The sequence below is a fragment of the Archangium sp. genome (assembly GCF_036389735.1).
Classification (GTDB): Bacteria; Myxococcota; Myxococcia; order Myxococcales; family Myxococcaceae; genus Archangium.
In genome coordinates this window covers 1-19,937 of the sequence record NZ_DASVWK010000661.1, presented here as the reverse complement: position 1 = coordinate 19,937, position 19,937 = coordinate 1, and the positions used below count along the sequence as shown (strand labels likewise).

The window sequence follows — 19,937 nt, the reverse complement described above, 5'->3', positions numbered from 1 at the left end:
CCAGCGAGAGGCCATAGGTGTACCTACTCCAGCCCCGCGTTCAGGTGAACTGCTCCACGAAGTTCTGGAGGATGCGCCGCCCGGCGGGCGAGGGAGCAATCCCCGCCAGCAGTCGGGGCACCCGCTCCCCGGGCCCATGACCCCGGGCAATTGCTTCGACCTCCAACTTCTCCGCACGGGCCAGAATCAGGGCGCGCATGGCCTCGGGCTGGACCTCGGGGTGGAACTGCACGCCGCGGATGCGGGGCCCGAAGGCCAGCGCCTGTACCGCCGTGTTCGCGTTGCCCGCGAGCACCGTGGCGCCCTCGGGGGGATGCTCGACGATGTCCTCGTGGGTGGCCTGGATGGCGAAGCGCTCGGGTACTCCGTCGAAGAGCGGATCCTCCCGGCCCGCCTCGCTCAAGCGGACCTCCACGGTGCCAATCTCCCGCCCCTGGTGGTTGCGCACCACTCGGGCCCCGTGGGCGTACGCGAGCAACTGGTGTCCGAAGCACACCCCGAGCACCGGCACCCCGTGCTCCCCCGCGTTCATCATGAATTCCGCGGCCTGCTCCATCCACGGCTCTGGCTGCGTCACCGACAGCGGCGAGCCCGTCATCATCACCGCGTCATAGCCCTCGGCGCTCGGGGGGAGCCTGGCCCCCTGGTGGACATGAAGGATGTCGAAGCGGCAGCCCCCGGGCGCGAGGGACTCGACGAACCAGCTTTCGTAGTCCCCCACGGTTAGACGTACGGAGTGGGCCGCATCACCAGCTTTCAACAGGAGAACGTTCTTCATCGCGCCTCTCGGTGGGTCGGGTTGCCGCATCGGGTGTCGCTCCCTAGCTTCGGCTGCCGCTTCCTGTTGACGCTTGCGCGCCCGAGGTGCGCGTCCGCGGCTTCCGAGGGTATCGAAGGTATCTCCATGACCGACGCTCGCTCGCTCTCTCCACGACTTCCGGCCCTCAAGCTGATCATTGATGGCCAGTATGTGGACCCCGTCGAGGGCGGCACCCTTCCGGTGGTGAACCCCGCCACGGGTGAGAAGATCTGCGACGTGCCCTCCGCCACGGGGGCGGATGTGGACAAGGCGGTCAGGGCGGCCCGGCGGGCCTTCGAGTCCGGTCCCTGGGGGAAGATGAACGCCAGCGATCGCGGCCGGCTCGTGCGCCGCTTCTCCGAGCTGCTGTGGCAGCACCGCGAGGCGCTCTCGCTCCTGGAGTCCCTGGAGAACGGCAAGACGTTGCGCGAGGCCCTCCGCGGGGACGTGGGGCCGGGCGCGGCGACGCTGTCCTACTTCGCCGACTGGGCGAACAAGATCCGGGGCGAGGTGCTGCCCGTGGATGGCCCCTTCCTCACCTACTGCTTGAAGGAGCCCGTGGGTGTGGTGGGCGCCATCGTGCCGTGGAACTACCCCACCAGCCTGGCGTGCTGGAAGCTCGGGCCCGCGCTGGCGGCCGGGTGCACCGTGGTGCTCAAGCCCTCGGAGCTCACTCCACTGACCGCGCTCGAGCTGGGGGCGCTCGCCCTGGAGGCGGGGCTGCCTCCCGGGGTGCTCAACGTGGTGACCGGCTACGGCGACCCCGCGGGTGAGGCCATCGCCCGGCACCCGGACGTGGACAAGATCTCCTTCACCGGCTCGGGACGCACCGCGCGGCGGCTGCTCCAGGCCTCGGCGGCGAGCAACCTCAAGAAGCTGACGCTGGAGCTGGGCGGCAAGAGCCCTCAAATCATCCTCCCGGACGCGGACTTCGATCAGGCCGTGGAGGCGTGCTTCTGGGGCGTCTTCAGCAACAAGGGGGAGGTCTGCAACGCGGGCAGCCGCGTGCTGGTGCACGAGCAGGCCTATGACGCCTTCGTGGAGCGGTTGGCCGAGCGCGCGAAGAACATGAAGGTGGGCGACCCGCTGGCCGCGGACACCGAGATGGGCTCGCAGGTGAGCGCCAAGCAGCTCGAGACCGTGCTCGGCTACATCGAGAGCGGCAAGCAGCAGGGCGCCAGGGTGCTGGCCGGCGGCGGGCGCGATACCGAGGGGGCCAAGGCCAAGGGCTACTTCGTCAAGCCCACCATCTTCGGGGACGTGCTGCCGACCATGCGCATCGCGCAGGAGGAGATCTTCGGCCCGGTGCTCAGCTGCCTGCGCTTCAGCGACGAGGCCCAGGCGGTGGAGATCGCCAACGGCACCCCGTACGGCCTGGCCGCCTCCATCTGGACTCGGGACGTGGCCAAGGCGCACGTCCTGGCGCGCCGGGTGAAGAGCGGCGTGGTGTGGATCAACTGTTTCAACGAGTTCGATGATGCGGCGCCCTTCGGTGGCTACAGGGAGTCCGGTTGGGGCCGGGACTTGTCGCATCACGCGCTGGAGGGCTACCTCCAGACGAAGGCCGTGTGGACGAAGCTGCCCTCGGACAGCTGATTGAGGACGGGGGTGCGCTGATGGGCGTGGGGAGAAGGAGGAGGAGTCGGACAATGGCGAACCGTTCCAAGGCGAAGGTCATCACCCTGCCGCAGCCGGCGGGCAGGCGCACGCGCTCCAAGGACAAGGAGCGCGGCAATGTCAGGTCGCTGCGCGAGCCCTCGGGCACGGACGTGCTGCTCAAGTGGTTCGAGGAGAAGGGCGTCCGGCAGGTGAAGATCGGCGCCGTGGACGTGGACGGCGTCTGGCGCGGCAAGTACGTGTCGGTGGAGAAGTTCATCTCCGCGTGCAAGGGCGGGCTCGGGTTCTGTGACGTGGTGTTCGGCTGGGACATCGCGGACGAGCTGCTCGACAACACGAAGGTGACGGGCTGGCACACCGGCTACCCGGACGGCCACTGCACGGTGGACATGAGCACCGGGCGCATCATCCCGTGGGAGCCGGACACGGCGGCCTTCCTCCTGGACTTCGTCAAGCCGGACGGCTCGCCCTTCGAGCCGAGCCCCCGCCAGCTGCTCCAGAAGATCCACCAGCGCGCGCGGGACATGGGCTACCAGCCGAAGTTCGGCGCCGAGTACGAGTTCTTCATCTTCAAGGAGACGCCGCAGACCCTGAAGGACAAGGGCTTCGCGAACCTGACGCCGCTGACGCCGGGCATGTTCGGCTACTCGTGGCTGCGCACGTCCGCGAGCGCGCCGCTGGTGCACGCCATCATCAACGGCTGTCGCGACTTCGGGTTGGACCTGGAGGGCTTCCACACCGAGACGGGCCCGGGCGTCTTCGAGGCCGCCATCCGCTACGACGATCTGGAGAAGGCCGCGGACAAGGCGGCGCTCTTCAAGACGGTGGTGAAGGAGATCTGCACCCGGCACGGCCTCACGGCCTGCTTCATGGCGAAGGTGAACCCGAAGCTGCCGGGGTGCTCGGGGCACATCCACGAGTCGCTGTGGTCGCTCAAGACCGATGAGAACGTCTTCCATGACGCCGCCGCCGCGGACGGGATGAGCCAGACGATGCGGCACTACATCGGCGGGCTGATCGAGCTGATGCCGGAGCTGACGGCGCTCTACTGGCCCACGGTGAACAGCTACAAGCGCAGCGTGGAGAACACGTGGGCCCCGGTGACGGCCACGTGGGGCAAGGAGAACCGGACCACGGCGGTGCGCGTCATCGGCGACAGCCCCAAGTCCATGCGCATCGAGTACCGCCAGACGGGCTCGGACATGAATGCGTACATCGGCATGGCGGTGAGCCTCGCGGCCGGCCTGTGGGGCATCGAGAACGAGGTGGAGCCTCCCGCGCCGTGCGCGAGCAACGGGTACGCCGTCGACGCGCCCCCGCTGCCGCGCTCGCTCAAGGAAGCCGTCACGTTGCTGAAGGGCTCGAAGCGGGCCAGGCAGATTCTGGGCGAGGAGTTCGTGGACCACTTCGTGCGCACGCGCGAGTGGGAGGCGCGGCAGTACGAGCGCGCCGTCACGAACTGGGAGCTCGAGCGCTACATGGAGCTGATCTAGGAGATACCGATGAAACCGTTCGACATGCCCAACGAGCCGCGCATCACCGAGATGTCCTGGCCCACGAAGGTCGTCTTCGGGGCCGGCGCCCTGCAGCGCCTCCCGGCCCAGGTGAGCCGGCTGGGAATGAAGCGCCCGCTGGTGGTCACCGACGCGGGAGTCGTGAAGGCGGGGCTGGCGCAGCGCCTCTATGAAGTGCTCAAGGCCGCCGGGGTAAGCTTCGCCACCTTCGAGGAGGTGAAGCCCGACCCGACGGAGCGTGATGCCTTCGCGGGCCTGGCGGCCTACAAGGCCAACCAATGCGACGGCATCATCGCCATCGGCGGCGGCAGCCCGCTGGACGCGGCCAAGCTGGTGCAGGTGCTCACCACGCACGAGCCCCCTCTGTCGCGCTACGACGACGCGACGGGCGGGGACCAGTACGTGCGCGACAACATGCCGCCGCTCATCGCCATCCCCACCACCGCGGGCACGGGCTCGGAGGTGAGCCGCTCGGGCGTGGCCACGCTCTCGGACACCGGGCGCAAGACGGTCATCTTCAGCCCGTTCCTCATGCCCAAGGCCGCCATCAGCGACCCCGAGCTCACCCTCGGGCTGCCTCCCGGGCCCACCGCGGCCACGGGCATGGACGCCTTCGTCCACTGCCTGGAGGCCTACCTCTCCAACGGCTTCCACCCGCTCGCGGACGCGGTGGCCATCGACGGCATCGCCCGCGTGGCGCGCTCGCTGCCCAAGGCCGTGGAGCAGGGGAGGGATCTCATCGCCCGCTCGGACATGATGGTGGCCGCCATGCAGGGCGCCATGGCCTTCCAGAAGGGGCTCGGGGCCTGCCACGCGCTGGCGCATGCGCTCACGCCCATCTCCGGCATCCACCACGGTCTGGCCAACGCCATCGTCCTGCCCGTGGTGATGGAGTTCAACCGCCCGGTCTGCACCGCGCGGCTGGCCCGCGTGGCCCTGGCCATGGGGGATACCTCCAACGCCCGGGAGGAGGTACTCGCGGGCAACGCCGTCGAGCGGGTGCGCAAGCTCAATGCCGCCATCGGCATCCCCTCGCGCCTGCGGGACGCGGGGGTGCAGGAGAAGGACCTCGTGCGCATCGCCGAGAAGGCCTTCGTGGATGCCTCGCACCGGGGTAACCCCCGTCCGTGCACCCAGGACGACCTGCTCGCCATGCTGCGCGAGTCGTTCTAGGCCCCCGCTTCAGGGGGGCGGTAGGGGAGGGTTGGGCGACGGGCCCGGGCGCGGGTATGCTCCCGCGTCATGAATTTCAAGACCAGTTACAAGGTCGGGCTCGCCGTCCTCCTCTGCTATCTCGTGGCCTGGCTGGACCGGATGGCCATCAACATGACCGGTCCGCTCATCCGCCAGGAGTTCCAGCTCGGGCCGGATCAGTTCGGCTGGATCCTCAGTGCCTTCTTCGCGGGCTACGCGCTCTTCCAGATTCCCGGCGGGATGCTGGCCGACCGCATCGGTCCCCGGAAGGTGATCCTCTTCGCGCTGGCCTGGTGGTCCCTGTTCACCGCGCTCACCGGCGTGGTGGGGGGCCTCGTCAGCATGCTGGCGGTGCGCTTCCTCTTCGGCATCGGTGAGGGCATCTTCCCGGCCGCCGTCTGGAAGGTCATCGGCAACTGGTACACGAAGAAGAACCGCGGTACCGCCAACGCGATCATCCTCTCCTCCGTGGCCTTCGGACCGGCGATCTCCTCGCTGTTGCTCGGCGCGTTCCTGCCCGTGCTCGGGTGGCGGGTGAGCTTCTACATCCTCGGCGGTGCCGGGGTGATCTGCCTGCTGGCCGCCACGCTGTACATCACCAACTCCCTCCAGGAGAGCCCGAAGGTCTCCGCCGAGGAGCGCGAGGAGTTCGAGCGCGATACCCGCTCCCAGGCCGCCAACGCGGAGCAGACGCTGGAGAAGGCCAGCTTCGGTCAGCTCCTGCGCTCGCCCGCCATCTGGGTGCTCTTCTTCATCGCCCTCATCTACAACCTCACGATGTACGGCTGGCTCAACTGGCTGCCCACGTACCTCATCGAGGTGAAGAAGCTCTCCCTGACGAGGACCGGCTTCGTCGGGGCGCTCCCGTTCCTCTTCGGAGGCCTTGGCTGCACGGTGGCCGGCTACGTGTCGGATCGCTGGTTCCGCGGCCGGCGCAAGTACCTGGTGTTCGGCTGCCAGGCCCTCGGTGGCCTCTGCCTCTACCTGTTCACGCAGATCAACGATCCCACCCAGTACATGATCGCCCAGTGCCTCGCGGGCTTCCTGCTCTTCATGGCCACGGGCGCCATCTGGACCCTGCCGATGATCCTCGTGCCCCCCAAGCTGATGGGCTCGGGCTCGGGCTTCATCAATACCGGTGGGCAGATTGGTGGGTTCCTCACCAACATCCTCATCGGCTACGTCATCAAGTGGAACAACAACGACGCCGCGGCGGGCTTCCACGTGATGCTCGGCGCGCTCGTCGTGGCGGCCCTCCTGGTCCTGGTGGGCATTCGCGAGCAGCCCGCGCCCGCGCCCGCCAAGCCGTCCACGGAGCCGGCCCTCTCCTGAGGGTGTCGCTCGAGGAGGACCCTCTCCCCTCGGGGAGAGGGCACGCCCCGGGTCAGTGCGCGGCGTCCGCGGCGGTCGGCGCGTCCGTCCCGGGCTCCTCCACCTCGGCCTCGTCGGTCTGGCTGCCCTCGGCGATGTCCGTGGTGCCCACCACCGAGCCCATCACCGGCTCGCCTCCCGCCTGCGGCGTGAACTCGAGCGTCTCCACCGCCACCGAGCCCGGCAGCCGGAAGTCCATCGCCGTCACCATCGGCTTGTCCCGGAGGTCATAGAGCTGCTGCGCCACCGAGCCCGCGTTGATGCGCTGGTCCGAGAAGATGATGTACGCGCGCACCTTCCCCTCCTCGACCGGGACGCGGAAGCTGGAGTTGTAGATGCGCTTGCCCGCGTCGCACTTGATGGAGCGGTTCTCGCGCGTCATCGTGAGCTGCCGGATGATGCCCTTCTCCGACACGGTGTAGAGCAGGCAGTAGGGGTGCTGACCTTCCTTCGGGAGGAACTCCACCGTGGAGCCCCCCATCGTCTTGAGTTCCGCGCGCGTCGGCACCGCCGGCTTCTGCTCCTGCCGGCAACCCGCGCCCACCAGCGCGACCACCGCTACGGCCCATGTCCACCGAGTCATCTGTCCCTCCTGGGAGACGTCCACCACGGTTGCGAACGAGCGTAGCCTGGAAGTCGGGACTTCCGCCTCCGGGGGCCCCCCGTCGTTTCCGCTTGAACACTCCGTGAAGTGCTTTTCACTTCCAACGCGGCGCGGCATGGCTCAACGCCGCTGGTAGACGACCACCTGCGGCGTCTCGTCCAGGTACAGCCCCGTGACTGGCGTCCTCGTCCCGAAAGACTCCCAGACGTTGAACTCATGCTCACGGAACTCCTGGTGGTACTGGTACGCCGCGATGTCCGCGTCGAACGGACCGGCCTGCTGGAGATCACTCCGCAGCATCCCGTTGCGCTGGTAGTCGCGGAACGAGAGCCCGTTCACCTCGTGCAGGAAGACGCGCCCGTTGCGTGGGGCGTGCTGGTTGATCCACGGCAGCACCGCCGTCACGTTGTTCGACCAGAACTGGCGCTGCATGCCCAGTGACGCCGCGCCCGGCACGCCGCCCGCCAGCTCCGAGTAGAAGCTCGTCCCGTAGGGGAACACGCGCACCAGTCCGATGAGCGCCGGCAGCATCAGCAGCGCGAAGACGGGCGCCGCCACCGCCGCCAGGGACAGCTTGGGCCAGCGGGGGCGCCACCGCTCCACGAGGGCCTCGCAGCCGCGCGTCACCGCCACACCGGCGAGCAGGCCCAGGAAGGGCATGGACGGCAGCCAGTGCTTCACCCCGCCGAAGTGCGGCACGTCGGGGTGGCTGATGACGAGGATGGAGGCGACCGCGTTCACGCCCACCAGCCCCTCGGCCAGGGAGGGCATGCGCACCCAGGCCCGTGTGCGTTCGAAGAGGCTCAGCACCGTGCGCCCGGCGAGCGCCAACCACCCCGTCACCATCGGCACGAAGAGACTGGTGGGGACGGTGAGGGCCGTCTTCACCAGCACGTAGTCGAGCGGGAAGGGCGGCTCGCGCATCAGCGTGCCCAGGTAGAACCAGGCGTAGTGGTTGTGGGTGGCGTGGAAGTTCAGGTACCAGGCCGTGCGGTCCACCGGCGCGTGCCAGAGGTAGGGCCAGTGCAGGTAGAAGATGACGGGCCCGAACGCCGCCATGGTGGCCAGCGGGAGCAGGGCGAGCGCCGTGGGCGCGTTCACCTGGTTCAGCTCGTGGAGCATCCACAGGGCCCCCACCGCGAGCCCCACGAAGAGCAGCGTGTGCGGGCTGAGCGGGAGGAACTTCCGCTGGAAGTCCTCGGGCCCCAGGCTCAGCACCAGCAGCCCGTACAGCACCGCCACCGCGGCGAAGAGGCCCAGCACGCGCCAGAGCCCGGTGCGCGCGGCCGGGTTGCCCTCGCTGGAGACCCACGCGCGCCACAGCGAGAAGGGCCCGAGCACGAAGGGGAGGAAGAGGGCGTTGTGCTTGGTGCACAAGGCGAGGCCGAAGAAGACGCCACACAGCACGCCCCACTTCCTGTCCTCCAGCGCGCGCCAGAAGGCGTAGACGACCAGCAGCCACATGGCCGCGATGGGCATGTCGAAGCAGGCCAGCTCCGCGTTGAAGTACTGGCGCGGGACGAGCAGGAAGGAGAGCGAGGCGAACAGGGCCGCGGTGCGGCCATACACCGCGCTGCCCAGCAGGAAGAGGAGGGCCGGCACCAGCGCCGACAGGGCGAAGGCCGGCAACCGGAAGGCCGCCGCCGAGCGCAGCCACCCCAGCGTGTCGTGGAAGAGCAGGTGCGAGAGCCCGAAGAGGGCCTTCATCAGCACCGGGTGCTCGTGGTTGTAGTCCCAGGCCCGGACGATGGCGGCGTCCGTGAGCGCGCGCGTGGGCTCGCGGAAGAGCTGCTGGAACCAACGCGCGTACGTCTCGCCCGCGTAGAAGTAGACGCTCTCGTCGCGCGTGAAGCCCACCGCGCTCTCGGTGAGCCACAGCGCGGCGAAGCCCAGCACCCACAGCGCCAGCGCCAGCCAGCGCTCGTCCCGAGTCGGTGCCCGGCCCGTCATGTGCCCTCCCGGGAGACGGCGGCCCCGTCTCCGAGCGCGAAGAGGTCCAGGCACACCTGGCGTGAGTCCGGGTTGTCCGCCTGCACCCAGACCCTCACCGTGCGAGGCCCTCCCGGTGGCAGCGTGCGCGACGCGCCCTGTACGCCCTCCAGGCCCGCCGGCTGGGAGATGCTCAGCAGCGACTCGCGGGTGGCCGCGTCCTCCACGCCGTAGTTCGTGGTGCTCAAGTGCGGCTCGTGGCGGAAGGCGTACTCGAAGATGATGCCGCCCTCGAGGCGCAGCTCCGTACCCCCGGGCACCCCGTCGAATTCGGCCACCACGCGCTCCTTGCCACCGGGCGGGTGCATCCACAGGCAGTGGCGCGGTTGGTAGAGGATTTCGTGCCACTCGGGCGCCACATACTGGTGCGGCGGCCCGGGGCAGCGGTGCACGCGCCCGTTGAAGGGGCAGTCGCGCCGCGTGCCCTCCGGCGACTCCAGGTAGACGCGGGCCTTGGCGTACGCCTCCGAGGCCACGAAGCGGCGGGGCCGGTAGCGGCCGTTCTCGTACAGCGTCAGCTCCAGGTTGCCCGCACGGCGCGGTGCTCCCACCACGGTGCGTCGCGGGAGGAAGACGGCTCGGAAGTCGGACTCCTCCGCGCGCGGCAACTCCGGCTGGCCCAGCACCCAGACGCGCGGGTGCGCACCCAGGTCGTCCTTGTCCGAGCCGAGGTAGCCGTACACCGGCAGCTCCGGCGGCACGTAGAGCCGGGCCTTCTCGGTCCACCAGGGGAAGAGGAGCACCGCGTCACCGGGGCGGGCCTCGGCGCGCAGCCAGTCCGCCACCGTGCGGTAGTCCGCCTCGGAGGGGAAACGGCCAGGCAATCGGAGCTGGAAGACGAGGCAGACGAGCGCGACGAGCAGCAACCCCCCCAGCTCCACCAGGGGGAGGGCGCGCGGGATGGACCTAGGACTTCGCAAGGCGGAGCTTCTGCTCGCTCTTCTCGCGGCAGAAGGTGCAGAAGGAGGCCTCACCCGTGGCGAACGACGGCGTCCAGGGTGGATACATCGCGCAGCGCGGATCCAGGCAGTGGTGCAGGCCCCACAGGTGGCCAATCTGCTGGAGCGCGTTGCGCGCCACGGGCTTGAAGGACGCTTCCAGGTCCTTGTACCCGTGGGTGCTGATGATGGCCCGGTCCTTGTTGTACAGGGCGTAGCCGGGGGTGGGGACCTTGCCGCCCGGCAGCTCGCGCTCCTTCAGCTTGCGCGAGGTGATGAAGAGGACCTTGTCGTCCTCATAGGCCCTCACGCCCTTGATCTCCGCGATGAGCTTCTCCGCGTCCAACGGCTCGGACATGCCCGTGGGCACCTCCTTCTGGCCGGAGTGCTCGCTGCCCACGCCAAACGCCGTGTAGAGCGTCTGGCAGAGCTTCGCGATCTGCTTTTCGTCGAAGGAGTCCAGCGTCACGACGCGAATCACGGGGCGTCACCTCGGGAGAGGGCCCTGGTGGGGGCCCTGGGTGTTTCACTCATCGGCCTCGATGTCGTCGTCCGAATCAAGGTCCGCATCCAGATCGGCATCCTCGGTCTCCTCGGGAGCCTTGGCCTTGGGTGGGCGACCGCGCTTCTTGGGAGCGGCGGCGGCAGCGGCCTCGGCCCCCTCGGGCTTGGCCTTGGGTGGGCGACCGCGCTTCTTGGGAGCGGCGGCGGCGGCGGCCTCGGCCCCCTCGGGCTTGGGCTTGGGCGGACGGCCCCGCTTCTTGGGAGCGGCGGCGGCGGCGGCCTCGGCCCCCTCGGGCTTGGGCTTGGGCGGACGGCCCCGCTTGCGCTTGGGTGCCTCCTCGCCCTCCGCGCCGCCTTCGGCGGAGGCCGCGGCCTTCTTGCGGGGCTTGGCCTCGCCCTCCTCGTCCTCGCCGCCCTCTTCCTCGGAGTTCTCCTCCTCCTCCTCGGCGGGGGCCTCCTCCTCGTCGGGAGGCAGGTCCAGCTCGGTATCCAGCCCGAGCAGGTCGGCGTCCAGCCCGAGCTCCTCGTCGCCCTCCTCGCGGACCTTGAACTCGGCGGCGGTGCGCTTGGGGCGCTCACGGCCCAGTGGGAAGAGCACGAGGTCGATGGAGTCCTCGGCGTTGCAGTCGCTGGTGTTGAGCGCGGCGGCGATCTCGGACACCAGCAGGTGGCGCGCGTTGTCGTACAGCTCGCGCTCCTTGGTGGGCAGCGGGCGCAGCTCGCTGAGCACCTGGAGTCCCTTGACCACCTCGGCCAGGCCCACCAGGCCGCCCTGGGTCATCCGATCCAGGTTGGTCCGGGCGCGCTGCTTCCAGTCCAGGTCCGCCTTGTCGCTGTCAGAGCGCAGGAACTCGAAGACCTGGGTGACGTCGTCGGCGCTGGCGATCTTCCGCACGCCGATGGACAGCACCTTGGCCTGGGGCACCATCACCACCGCCCCATCCTCTTCACGGCGCATGGTGACGAAGGTGAGCTTCTGACCCGCCACCTCCTTCACTTCGATGGCGGACACACGGCAGACACCCTGGTTGGGGTAGACCACCCGGTCGCCAATCGCGAGTTGGAGTGACGCGGAGCCTTCTGGCATGTCCCCCTCGTGGAGCGAGAACAGAGAGGCGCGGTCGTACCACCAACCCTCTCCAGTTACCATGACTTACCGGCGGTGCGTGTCCGACGCTAGAGGTCCCGTGCGGCCCGACTGGAGCACGTTGGCCCGCACCTCATGCGGCCGAGCGTCCCACAAGAGGCAGGAGGGCAGGGGAGCGCTCTTTCGCGCTACAGGTCGCTACGGGCCTGTCCTTCCCGCTACCCGTGCACTGTCACGGGTATCATGCACCCCTACTGCTCCTTCTCGGGATTCCCTGGTGAACGTCCCCGCCCGCATCGCCGCGCTCCTCCTCGTCCTCGCCTCCGCCACGGCGTCCGCTGGCCCGGAGGTGCTGCTCTTCCCGGCGCTCGGCCGCCCCGGGGGCGTCACCCTCCACGGCCGTGTCCTGGCCGACACCCCGCATGGCAGCACCGCGCTCTCGCGCAACCTGCGGCGCCTGGCGAGCCGCAACTGGAAGGGGGCCCGGGTGGAGGTGTCCTTCCTGGGCGTCTCGGCCACCGTCACCAGTGGAGAGGACGGCGACTTCCAGGTCACGCTCCCACCGCCCCACGTGGGCCCGTTCCCCGTGGGCGGCCATGAGGCCCAGGCGCGAGTGCCCGGCGCGAGCGCCAGTGCCCGGGTGGAGATCGTCTCGGACACCGCGCCCTTCCTCGTCGTCTCCGACTTCGATGACACCGTGGCCATCTCCGAGGTGACGAAGCCGGACAAGCTGGTGACCAACGCGCTCCTGCGCGACGCGGACACCCAGAAGGTCGTTCCCGGCATGGCGGGCTTCTATGGCTGCCTCGGCGCGGACTCGGGGGCGGTGCCCGCCTTCGCGCTGGTGAGCGGCTCGCCCGTGCAGTTCGGGCCCCGGGTGAGTGCCTTCCTCTCGCGCCATGGCTTCCCGGCGGGCTTCGGCCTCTACCTGCGCGACTTGGGGCCGGACACGCTCTCCGGCTACAAGCAGCCCCTCATCCGGAGCCTGCTCCAGCGCTTCCCCCACCCGGTGGTGCTCGTGGGGGACTCGGGTGAGAAGGACCCGGAGGTCTACGCTCAAATCCGCGAGGAGTTCCCCGGGCGCGTGCGCGCCATCTACATCCGCGATGCCGGCAAAAGCGGGGACGCCACCCGCTTCCAGGACATGGTCCTCTTCAAGGACGCGAGCACCGCCGCCGAGCACGCCATGGGGGCGGGGCTCGCCCGGCGCACGTGCGTCTCCACCGCGTTCCCCGCATCAGTGCCCGCGGCGGGGACGGCGGTGCCATGAGTCCGAAGCGGCTGCTGTTGGTGGGGTTTCTGGTGCTGCCCGGCGCGGGCTGCAAGCCGGAGAAGCCCGCCGAGCCGCTCCCGTCGCTCGCGCCGCCACCGCTGCCGAAGGTCGTCGCGGAGTCGGGGGAGGGCGGACGCTTCCACGTGGCTCCGGCCGAGGTGTACGGCGAGCCCGTCCCCGAGAAGGCGCTCCGATTGGAACTGGCCAGGGAGGCCGTGCGGCTCGGCGAGGAGCGTTTCGTACCCTCTCGGCCCGAGGAGCGGGCCCGGCTGCGCGAGCGCGTGAAGGAGCAGCGGGTGCTGCTCGTGCCCGACGCGGACACCTTCCTCGCGCAGACGTCCGAACTGTTCGCCACCCTGCGTGAGTCCGCCCGCGAGGTGTGGTTGCTGCACCCGGATGCCCCGGTCGCCTATCCCCTGGTGGTGCGCGACGAGCAGGGCTTCCAGGCATGGCTCGCGGAGGTGGCTCCCGGCAAGCTGCGCATCATCCAGCGCCAGGACGGCTTGGAGCTCACCACCAGCGTGGGCAAGCTCCCCGGTCCGGATGCGAACGGTCCCTCCATCCCCGTGCGCGGGGGGAAGCAGGACATCGCCACCCTGCGCAAGGGACTTGGGAAGCTGAAGGGGCGCTTCACCACCTCCGAGGATCTCTGCCTCGTGCCGTCCTTCGGCATGGAACTGGCCCAGGCCGCGCGAGCGCTCAGCGGCGTGTATGTGGCGCCCGGCGAGTCGCTGTTCGAGACACTGTGCTTCATCTACCCGACACCGAGGCCCCCCGTGTTGGGGACCCCGGCGGGTCAGTAGGGGAGGGGGCTCAGGTCCCCGAGACGCAGATGGAGGCCGGATTGCCCTTGAAGCCGCCCACGCAGCGGTAGCCGTTGCGGCACTCCGCGCTGTTCGTGCACTTCAGGAAGCAGGCCGATACGTCCTTGGCGGCTCCCTCGCTCACACAGGTGCTCCCCGAGGGGCAGGTGTTGTCCTTGCCGGGCACGCAGCTCTGCGAGCAGTAGCCTCCCGGCGTGTACTCCCGCTCGTTGATGCAGATGCCCTGGGAGCCGCACTCGTCGTCCGTCGTGCAGGCGTCGCCCACCGTCGAGCCGCAGCCCACGAGTCCGAACCCCAGCACCATCGCTCCCAGCACGTTCCAGCGCATCTTCATGGCGTCACGTCCTCCGTGAGTCCGAGTCAACCTCGGTTGAGAAGGGGCGGGCCTGTCGCTACTACCGCCCTGCTGCACCGCGCCATATCCTGGCGGGTGTGGTGGCACAACTGCTTCCCAAGCAGGGAAGCGGACTCCTGGAGGATTCCGAATGGCCGCAGTGCTCGAGCAAGCCCGTCCTGGTGAGGTTTCCGTTGGGGGTGCCTTCCTCTTCAACGACGTGGGTTCCGTTCGCATCATCACGCCCGAACTGTTCACCGAGGAGCAGCGCCTCTACCTCAAGACGGCGCTCCAGTTCGCCACCGAGCAGGTGCTCCCCCAGGCCGACAAGATCGAGGCCAAGGACAACGCGCTGCTGAAGGACCTGCTGCGCCGCGCCGGTGAGCTCGGCCTGCTGATGATCGACATTCCCGAGGCGTACGGGGGCCTGGGCCTGGACAAGACGACCTCGCTGCTCATCGCCGAGGCCATGAGCCTGCAGGGCTCGTGGTCCGTGTCCTTCGGTGCGCACACGGGCATCGGCACGCTGCCCATCGTCTGGTTTGGCAACGAGGCCCAGAAGCAGAAGTACCTACCGAAGCTGGCCACCGGCGAGCTCGTCGCGGCCTACGCCCTCACCGAGCAGGGCAGTGGCTCGGACGCGCTCGGGGCGAAGACGAAGGCCGTGCTGTCGCCGGACGGCAAGGAGTGGATCCTCAACGGCTCCAAGCTCTACATCACCAACGCGGCCTTCGCGGACGTGTTCGTGGTGTTCGCCAAGGTGGACGGGGACAAGTTCACCGGCTTCATCGTGGAGCGCGGTACGCCCGGCTTCAGCGTGGGGCCCGAGGAGCACAAGATGGGCATCCGCGGCTCCTCCACCTGCCCGCTCTACTTCGAGGACGCGCGGATTCCCCGGGAGAACCTGCTCGGCGAGGTGGGCAAGGGGCACAAGATCGCCTTCAACATCCTCAACTATGGCCGGCTCAAGCTGGGCGCGGGCGTGCTCGGCTCCATGAAGCTCCAGCTGCGCAACGCGCTGCTCTTCGCGCAGGAGCGCAAGCAGTTCAAGGCGCCCATCGCCAGCTTCCCGCTCATCCGCGAGAAGCTCACGCGGATGGCCACGCTCGTCTACGCGGTGGAGAGCATGACGTACCGCACGGCGGGGCTGGTGGACGCGGTGATGGCCGGAGCGGACAAGTCGGCCGAGGACTACGCGGCGCGCCTCATCACCGCCATCGAGGAGTACGCCATCGAGTCCTCCATCATGAAGGTGTACGGCTCGGAGGCGCTCGGGTCCCTGGTGGACGACGCGGTCCAGATTCACGGGGGCGCGGGCTACATCGAGGAGTACCCGGTGGAGCGGGCGTACCGGGACGCGCGCATCAACCGCATCTTCGAGGGCACCAATGAAATCAACCGCATGCTCATCGCGGGCATGCTGCTCAAGCGCACGATGAAGGGCACGCTGCCGCTCTTCGAGGTGGCGCAGGCGGTGGACGAGGATCTGGCGGCGGGGCGGATGCCGAAGGCGAAGGTGGCGGACGCGCTGGCCGCGGAGGAGCAGGCGGCGGAGAACCTCAAGCGGCTGGCCATCTACACGCTGAAGGTGGCGGCCGAGGCGTTCGGCCCGGCCATCGAGGAGCGCCAGGAGGTGCTGGCCACGGTGGCGGACATCGTGATGGACGCGTACGCGCTGGACTCGATGGTGACGCGCACGCGCCAGGCCGCGTTGGACGGGAAGCTCGACGAGGCGCGGGTGGCGCTGACGCGGCAGTACGCCACCGAGGCCAACGCGCGCTCCTACGACCGGGCCCGGCAGGCGCTGTGCGCCACCGCGAAGGGCGACGCGCTCAAGGAGCACATCGCCCGGGTGGCGCGGCTGGAGCTCTTCACGCCGTACGACCCAGTGGAGCTGCGCGAGACGGTGCTCCAGGCCGTGGAGAAGGCCACGGGCTACCCGTACTCCGCGGTGTAGCCCTCAGGGCATCTTCATCACCGCATCCATGCCGAAGCAGATGCGGGCGCGCCAGGGAGCGGGCGGCAGGGACTCCAGCGAGAGGAGCTTCTCCAGCCGCTCCACGGTGTCCGGGCCGAGCGTGCCGAAGGTGACGCCGAAGGTGGGCAGCACCTCGGCCCCACCGGAGGACGTCCACGCCACCTCGCCGTGCAGCATGAGCGTGCCCAGCGTCAGCTCCATCTCCAGCATGAAGGGCATGCCCACCTTCACCGAGGCGGGCAGCCCGGGCATCTCCACCTCCAGGCCCACGCCACCGCGCGACAGGTCCTTCACGAAGTAGGGCGGCGCGAAGGGCGTCTCCTCCTCCGTCGCCAGCAGGCGCAGGGGGATGCGCGGGTAGCGGCGCAGCTTCTCGAAGGCCTGGAGATCGAAGATGCGCTGGAGCACCGCGTCCAGCCCGCCCCGATCCATGCCCGCGTCGTACTTCACGGTGATCATGTAGCGCCCGTCGGGCTGTGACGTCACCCGCACCACCTCGCCCACCACCTCCACGGGTACGGCCACCCCGGGGTTGTGCATCTCGAAGACGAAGCGCGTGCCCAAGGGCAGGCTCTTCTGTACCTGGAGCGTCACGCCCCCCTGGCCCACGCTGCGCGTGTACTCGCTCAGCAGCGCCTCGGGCTTCTTGTAGGCCACCTTCAGGCGTACTTCTCCGAGGGCTTTTTTCGTCGCGGTCTGGCTCATGGGGGCGCTCATCATAAGGCATGAAAAAGGCCGGGCTCCAAAATGGAAGCCCCGGCCCTGGATGCTTCGGTTGCTCAGCAGGCGACTAGGCGCCCGGGAGCTCACCGGCGGTGATGCTGAGGGACTCGTTGGCGTAGGTGTAGCTGCCCGTGGAGGTCTTGACGGTGCCGTCGAGCACCAGCTGCACGTTGCCCGCGCGGGCCGAGGTGGCGTTGAAGTCCATGGTCAGCGTCACGTCCGCGTCGATGAAGTCGGAGACCTCGCCCTCGATGGTCAGCTTGCCCTTCATCGTGGTGATGAACGAGAGGGTGCCGAGCGACAGGTCGGCGTCGAACCTCATCGAGGCCGCCATCGTGCCGTTGTACTCGTTCCGCCCGTCCTCGCTGCAGTCGTCGTAGGTGACGGAGTAGTGGATCGCGCCGTTCTGGCCGACCTGCGTCAGGTCCGCCTTCAGGGTCGCCTTGCCGCCCTGGGTGCACTTGGCGGTGAGGGTGACGTTGACGGCCCCGCTGGCCAGCGCCTTGTCCAGCAGCTTCTGCGAGGTCCTGCCCGTGCGGCCCATGGGCTTCGAGGCCTGGAACGCGGCCTGCGCGGCACCCTCCTCGCCACCGCCCAGCTGCGCACCACCCCCGCAAGCCACCACGCCCGCCGCCATCGCCGAGAGCATCGTCAGACGAGTGAAGCGCGTCATGCGTACACCTTTCCTTCTTGGAGACGAGCGGCCCCGTGGGGTCGCTCAGTGTCGGCAGTTATGCAGAGGGCTTCCGCCAGGGTCAATCGCACCCGGCCCTCCACTGCTTTCCACCGTCCACCACCCACCCCGGATTTCCCCCGGGTGACACGGGCTTGTACGGGCCTGTTGCATTTCTTGACCGGGTAGGGGGCCGCGCGTATTTTCCGCCGCCGAAGTGGATCGGAGTGGGAAGGGGTGGGGTAATGTGGATCGGCCGGGCTGACAGGGTGGATCTCTCCGCGTGTTCCGAGGCGTCTATGAGCACCAGATCGACGCGAAGGGGCGCACCAGCCTCCCGGCCCGGCTGCGCGAGACGCTCGTGGGCTCGTACGACGAGCGCCTCATCATCACGACGGCGTTGGACCCCTGTCTCCACGCCTACCCGGTACGGGAGTGGGAGCAGCTCGAGGCGGCACTCGCCAAGCGCAGCCCGATGGAGCCAGGGGTGAAGACCCTCATGCGGCTCTACGTGGCCAGTGCCCAGGAGTGCCCGCTCGACAAGCTCGGGCGCGTGCTGATTCCGCCGTCGCTGCGGGCCCACGCGGGGTTCGACAAGGACGTGGTCTGGGCGGGGATGGTGAAGGTCATCGAGCTGTGGAGTCGTGAGGGCTGGGCCAGGGCCCAGGAAGAGGCCCGCAAGGAAGCCTCCAGCGCGGACGTCATGCGCGTACTCACCGAGTTGCGCTCGCTGTAGCGGGCTGTAGGCCGAATTTTCGACGAGACGCAGAAAAGCCGGGAAGGTGGCGACATGAACCAGGCAGCCGAGTCACAGGGCATCCGCGCCGTATCCAGTGGACGCGTGGAGACCCTCATGCTCGAGGGGGAGCTACTGGAGAAGGACCTCACCCAGGTCTGCGAGGAGCTCGCGCACCGGATGCAGCGGGGCCTGCGCAACGTGGTGGTGGACTTCGCCGAGGTGAGCCACCTGGACTACCGCGGGGTGAAGCCCCTGGTGGCCCGTGCCGAGGCCTTCCGCAAGGCTGGGGGAGACGTGAAGCTGTCGGGGCTCTCGCCCTACCTGGCCGCCATCTTCCGGGCCGCGGGTGCCTACGACGCCTTCGAGTTCTATCCGCATATGAACGATGCCCGGGCCGCTTTCGCGCTCGCGCGGGCTCCTTTCGTCTAGTGCGTGCGCCCCTTGGCTGACTTCAGCCACCAGACCGTCCTCCTCCAGGAGACGGTGGATGTCCTTCGACCGGGAGCGGGGAAGGTGATCATCGACGGCACATTGGGTGGTGGTGGCCACACGGAGGCGCTCCTCGCCCGAGGTGCGACCGTCCTGGGTGTGGACCGCGACCCCGTGGCGCTCGATGCCGCCCGGGCCCGGCTCGCCGGCTACCCCCACTTCAGCACCCGCCAGGGCAACTTCGGGGACGTGCTGGCCGTGGCCTCGGACCTGCTCCCGGTAGACGGGGTGCTGGTGGACCTGGGCGTGTCCTCGCCCCAGCTCGACGTGCCCGAGCGCGGCTTCTCCTTCCAGCGCGAGGGGCCGCTGGACATGCGCATGGGCGACACGGGCCGCACCGCCGCCGAGCTCATCGCCGAGGAGGACGAGGCGGAGCTGGTCCGCATCCTCAAGGAGTACGGCGAGGAGCCCTTCGCCAAGGCCATTGCCCGCGAGCTCAAGCGCACCCCGCCCGTGCGCACCCTGGAGGCCGCCGAGGTCGTCAAGCGCGCCGTGCCGCGCAAGGCCTGGCCCAACAAGATTCACGTGGCCACCCGCACCTTCCAGGCGCTGCGCATGGCGGTGAACCAGGAGCTGGAGTCCCTGGAGTCGCTGCTCGCCGCGCTGCCCCGCCTGTTGAAGGTGGGAGGCCGCGCCGCCGTCATCTCGTTCCACTCGTTGGAGGACCGGAAGGTGAAGGAGACCTTCCGGGACCTGGTGGGCTTCTGCAAGTGCCCGCCCGGCCTGCCGGTGTGCGTCTGTGGCGGCCAGGGAGACTTCGCCCTGGTGACGCGCAAGGCCATCGCTCCCTCGGATGAGGAAGTTTCCGCCAACCCCCGTGCCCGCAGCGCGCACCTTCGTGCGGTGGAGAAGATTCGATGAGCCGCGGTAATCCAACCTCTCGTGGCAGTGGGAGTGGTGTCTCGGTGGGGCGGGTGCTGATGCACCTGCTGCCCGCGGTGTTCCTCTTCGCCCTCTTCGCCGGCGTGGGCATCCTCCACGTGGCGAGCCGCGTGCTGGTGGTGGACATGGGCTACCGCCTCTCCAAGGCCGAGGCCGAGGAGCGCGCCCTCATCCGGGAGAATGATCGGCTGAAGCTGGAGCTGGCCACGCTGAAGAACCCGGCCCGGCTGGAGAAGCTGGCGCGCGAGAAGCTCGGCATGTCCATGCCCGCGGGCCCGGTCGTCATCGCCCTTCCGGCGGAGAAGCCGGGCAACAAGCGCAACGCGCGCGTGGAGGCCCGGGATGCCCGGGGCGTTCGCGTGGCGGATCGCGGTCACTGAGGGGGGCGGGTCGTGAGGGACTTCA

The 19,937-nt window shown here is 69.1% G+C and carries 20 protein-coding genes; 11 read left to right on the top strand and 9 right to left on the bottom strand.

Annotation, left to right across the window (positions count from 1 at the left end; genetic code table 11):
• Nucleotides 1-40 precede the first annotated feature (40 nt).
• Nucleotides 41-778, bottom strand: coding sequence for a glutamine amidotransferase (locus tag VF794_RS23255; protein WP_331113943.1), 738 nt, complete (start codon nucleotides 776-778; stop codon nucleotides 41-43).
• Between the two features lie 126 nt (nucleotides 779-904).
• Here VF794_RS23255 and VF794_RS23250 point away from each other — a divergent pair, with 126 nt between their 5' ends.
• The 4 genes from VF794_RS23250 to VF794_RS23235 all read left to right on the top strand — a co-directional run bounded on the left by VF794_RS23250 (nucleotide 905) and on the right by VF794_RS23235 (nucleotide 6,456).
• The gene (locus VF794_RS23250) at nucleotides 905-2,395 is read left to right on the top strand and encodes an aldehyde dehydrogenase family protein (protein ID WP_331113941.1); all 1,491 of its coding nucleotides are present in this window, start codon (nucleotides 905-907) and stop codon (nucleotides 2,393-2,395) included.
• A 53-nt stretch (nucleotides 2,396-2,448) separates the two neighbouring features.
• Entirely contained in the window at nucleotides 2,449-3,909 is a 1,461-nt protein-coding gene (locus VF794_RS23245) for a glutamine synthetase family protein (RefSeq protein WP_331113939.1), read from the top strand.
• A 9-nt stretch (nucleotides 3,910-3,918) separates the two neighbouring features.
• Nucleotides 3,919-5,103: an iron-containing alcohol dehydrogenase gene (locus tag VF794_RS23240; protein ID WP_331113937.1), complete on the top strand. Its 1,185-nt coding sequence runs from the start codon at nucleotides 3,919-3,921 to the stop codon at nucleotides 5,101-5,103.
• 69 nt (nucleotides 5,104-5,172) lie between these two features.
• A complete protein-coding gene (locus VF794_RS23235) occupies nucleotides 5,173-6,456 on the top strand; it encodes an MFS transporter (RefSeq protein WP_331113935.1) in 1,284 nt (427 codons plus the stop codon).
• A 52-nt stretch (nucleotides 6,457-6,508) separates the two neighbouring features.
• Here the strand turns inward: VF794_RS23235 and VF794_RS23230 are convergent, their stop codons facing one another.
• From VF794_RS23230 to VF794_RS23210, 5 genes are all read right to left on the bottom strand, one after another.
• Complete coding sequence (locus VF794_RS23230) at nucleotides 6,509-7,078, bottom strand: hypothetical protein (protein ID WP_331113933.1); 570 nt, start codon at nucleotides 7,076-7,078, stop codon at nucleotides 6,509-6,511.
• A 141-nt stretch (nucleotides 7,079-7,219) separates the two neighbouring features.
• A complete protein-coding gene (locus tag VF794_RS23225) occupies nucleotides 7,220-9,049 on the bottom strand; it encodes an ArnT family glycosyltransferase (RefSeq protein WP_331113931.1) in 1,830 nt (609 codons plus the stop codon).
• A complete protein-coding gene (locus tag VF794_RS23220; protein ID WP_331113929.1) occupies nucleotides 9,046-10,008 on the bottom strand; it encodes a hypothetical protein in 963 nt (320 codons plus the stop codon). The genes VF794_RS23225 and VF794_RS23220 overlap by 4 nt, the downstream gene beginning before the upstream one ends.
• Nucleotides 9,995-10,507: a hypothetical protein gene (locus tag VF794_RS23215; protein ID WP_331113927.1), complete on the bottom strand. Its 513-nt coding sequence runs from the start codon at nucleotides 10,505-10,507 to the stop codon at nucleotides 9,995-9,997. The genes VF794_RS23220 and VF794_RS23215 overlap by 14 nt, the downstream gene beginning before the upstream one ends.
• A gap of 45 nt (nucleotides 10,508-10,552) precedes the next feature.
• Nucleotides 10,553-11,617: a CarD family transcriptional regulator gene (locus VF794_RS23210; protein ID WP_331113925.1), complete on the bottom strand. Its 1,065-nt coding sequence runs from the start codon at nucleotides 11,615-11,617 to the stop codon at nucleotides 10,553-10,555.
• Nucleotides 11,618-11,894: 277 nt separating this feature from the next.
• Here VF794_RS23210 and VF794_RS23205 point away from each other — a divergent pair, with 277 nt between their 5' ends.
• Nucleotides 11,895-12,887 carry a phosphatase domain-containing protein gene (locus tag VF794_RS23205; protein ID WP_331113923.1) on the top strand — a complete coding sequence of 331 codons (993 nt, stop codon included), beginning with the start codon at nucleotides 11,895-11,897 and terminating at the stop codon, nucleotides 12,885-12,887.
• Nucleotides 12,884-13,693: a hypothetical protein gene (locus VF794_RS23200; RefSeq protein WP_331113921.1), complete on the top strand. Its 810-nt coding sequence runs from the start codon at nucleotides 12,884-12,886 to the stop codon at nucleotides 13,691-13,693. The genes VF794_RS23205 and VF794_RS23200 overlap by 4 nt, the downstream gene beginning before the upstream one ends.
• A 10-nt stretch (nucleotides 13,694-13,703) precedes the next feature.
• On the opposite strand, the gene VF794_RS23195 is transcribed toward VF794_RS23200, so the two are convergent.
• The gene (locus VF794_RS23195) at nucleotides 13,704-14,048 is read right to left on the bottom strand and encodes a hypothetical protein (RefSeq protein WP_331113919.1); all 345 of its coding nucleotides are present in this window, start codon (nucleotides 14,046-14,048) and stop codon (nucleotides 13,704-13,706) included.
• A gap of 151 nt (nucleotides 14,049-14,199) precedes the next feature.
• On the opposite strand from VF794_RS23195, the gene VF794_RS23190 reads away from it, so the two are divergent.
• Entirely contained in the window at nucleotides 14,200-16,005 is a 1,806-nt protein-coding gene (locus VF794_RS23190) for an acyl-CoA dehydrogenase family protein (protein WP_331113917.1), read from the top strand.
• A gap of 3 nt (nucleotides 16,006-16,008) precedes the next feature.
• On the opposite strand, the gene VF794_RS23185 is transcribed toward VF794_RS23190, so the two are convergent.
• Together VF794_RS23185 and VF794_RS23180 are read right to left on the bottom strand one after the other, a co-directional pair.
• Nucleotides 16,009-16,731, bottom strand: a complete 723-nt coding sequence (locus VF794_RS23185) for a PilZ domain-containing protein (RefSeq protein WP_331113915.1) — start codon at nucleotides 16,729-16,731, stop codon at nucleotides 16,009-16,011.
• Between the two features lie 85 nt (nucleotides 16,732-16,816).
• Nucleotides 16,817-17,422 (bottom strand): hypothetical protein, encoded by a 606-nt coding sequence (locus tag VF794_RS23180; RefSeq protein WP_331113913.1) that lies wholly within the window; start codon nucleotides 17,420-17,422, stop codon nucleotides 16,817-16,819.
• Nucleotides 17,423-17,705: 283 nt separating this feature from the next.
• Here VF794_RS23180 and mraZ point away from each other — a divergent pair, with 283 nt between their 5' ends.
• The 4 genes from mraZ to ftsL are packed head-to-tail and all read left to right on the top strand — an operon-like array spanning nucleotide 17,706 to nucleotide 19,912.
• On the top strand, nucleotides 17,706-18,158 hold the full coding sequence (mraZ, locus tag VF794_RS23175) for a division/cell wall cluster transcriptional repressor MraZ (RefSeq protein ID WP_331113911.1): 453 nt from the start codon (nucleotides 17,706-17,708) through the stop codon (nucleotides 18,156-18,158).
• Nucleotides 18,159-18,212: 54 nt separating this feature from the next.
• Nucleotides 18,213-18,590 (top strand): STAS domain-containing protein, encoded by a 378-nt coding sequence (locus tag VF794_RS23170; protein ID WP_331113909.1) that lies wholly within the window; start codon nucleotides 18,213-18,215, stop codon nucleotides 18,588-18,590.
• Nucleotides 18,591-18,593: 3 nt separating this feature from the next.
• Entirely contained in the window at nucleotides 18,594-19,511 is a 918-nt protein-coding gene (gene rsmH / locus VF794_RS23165; protein WP_414640943.1) for a 16S rRNA (cytosine(1402)-N(4))-methyltransferase RsmH, read from the top strand.
• Nucleotides 19,508-19,912 carry a cell division protein FtsL gene (gene ftsL / locus VF794_RS23160; RefSeq protein ID WP_331113905.1) on the top strand — a complete coding sequence of 135 codons (405 nt, stop codon included), beginning with the start codon at nucleotides 19,508-19,510 and terminating at the stop codon, nucleotides 19,910-19,912. Before rsmH ends, ftsL begins: the two co-directional genes overlap by 4 nt.
• Nucleotides 19,913-19,937 lie beyond the last annotated feature (25 nt).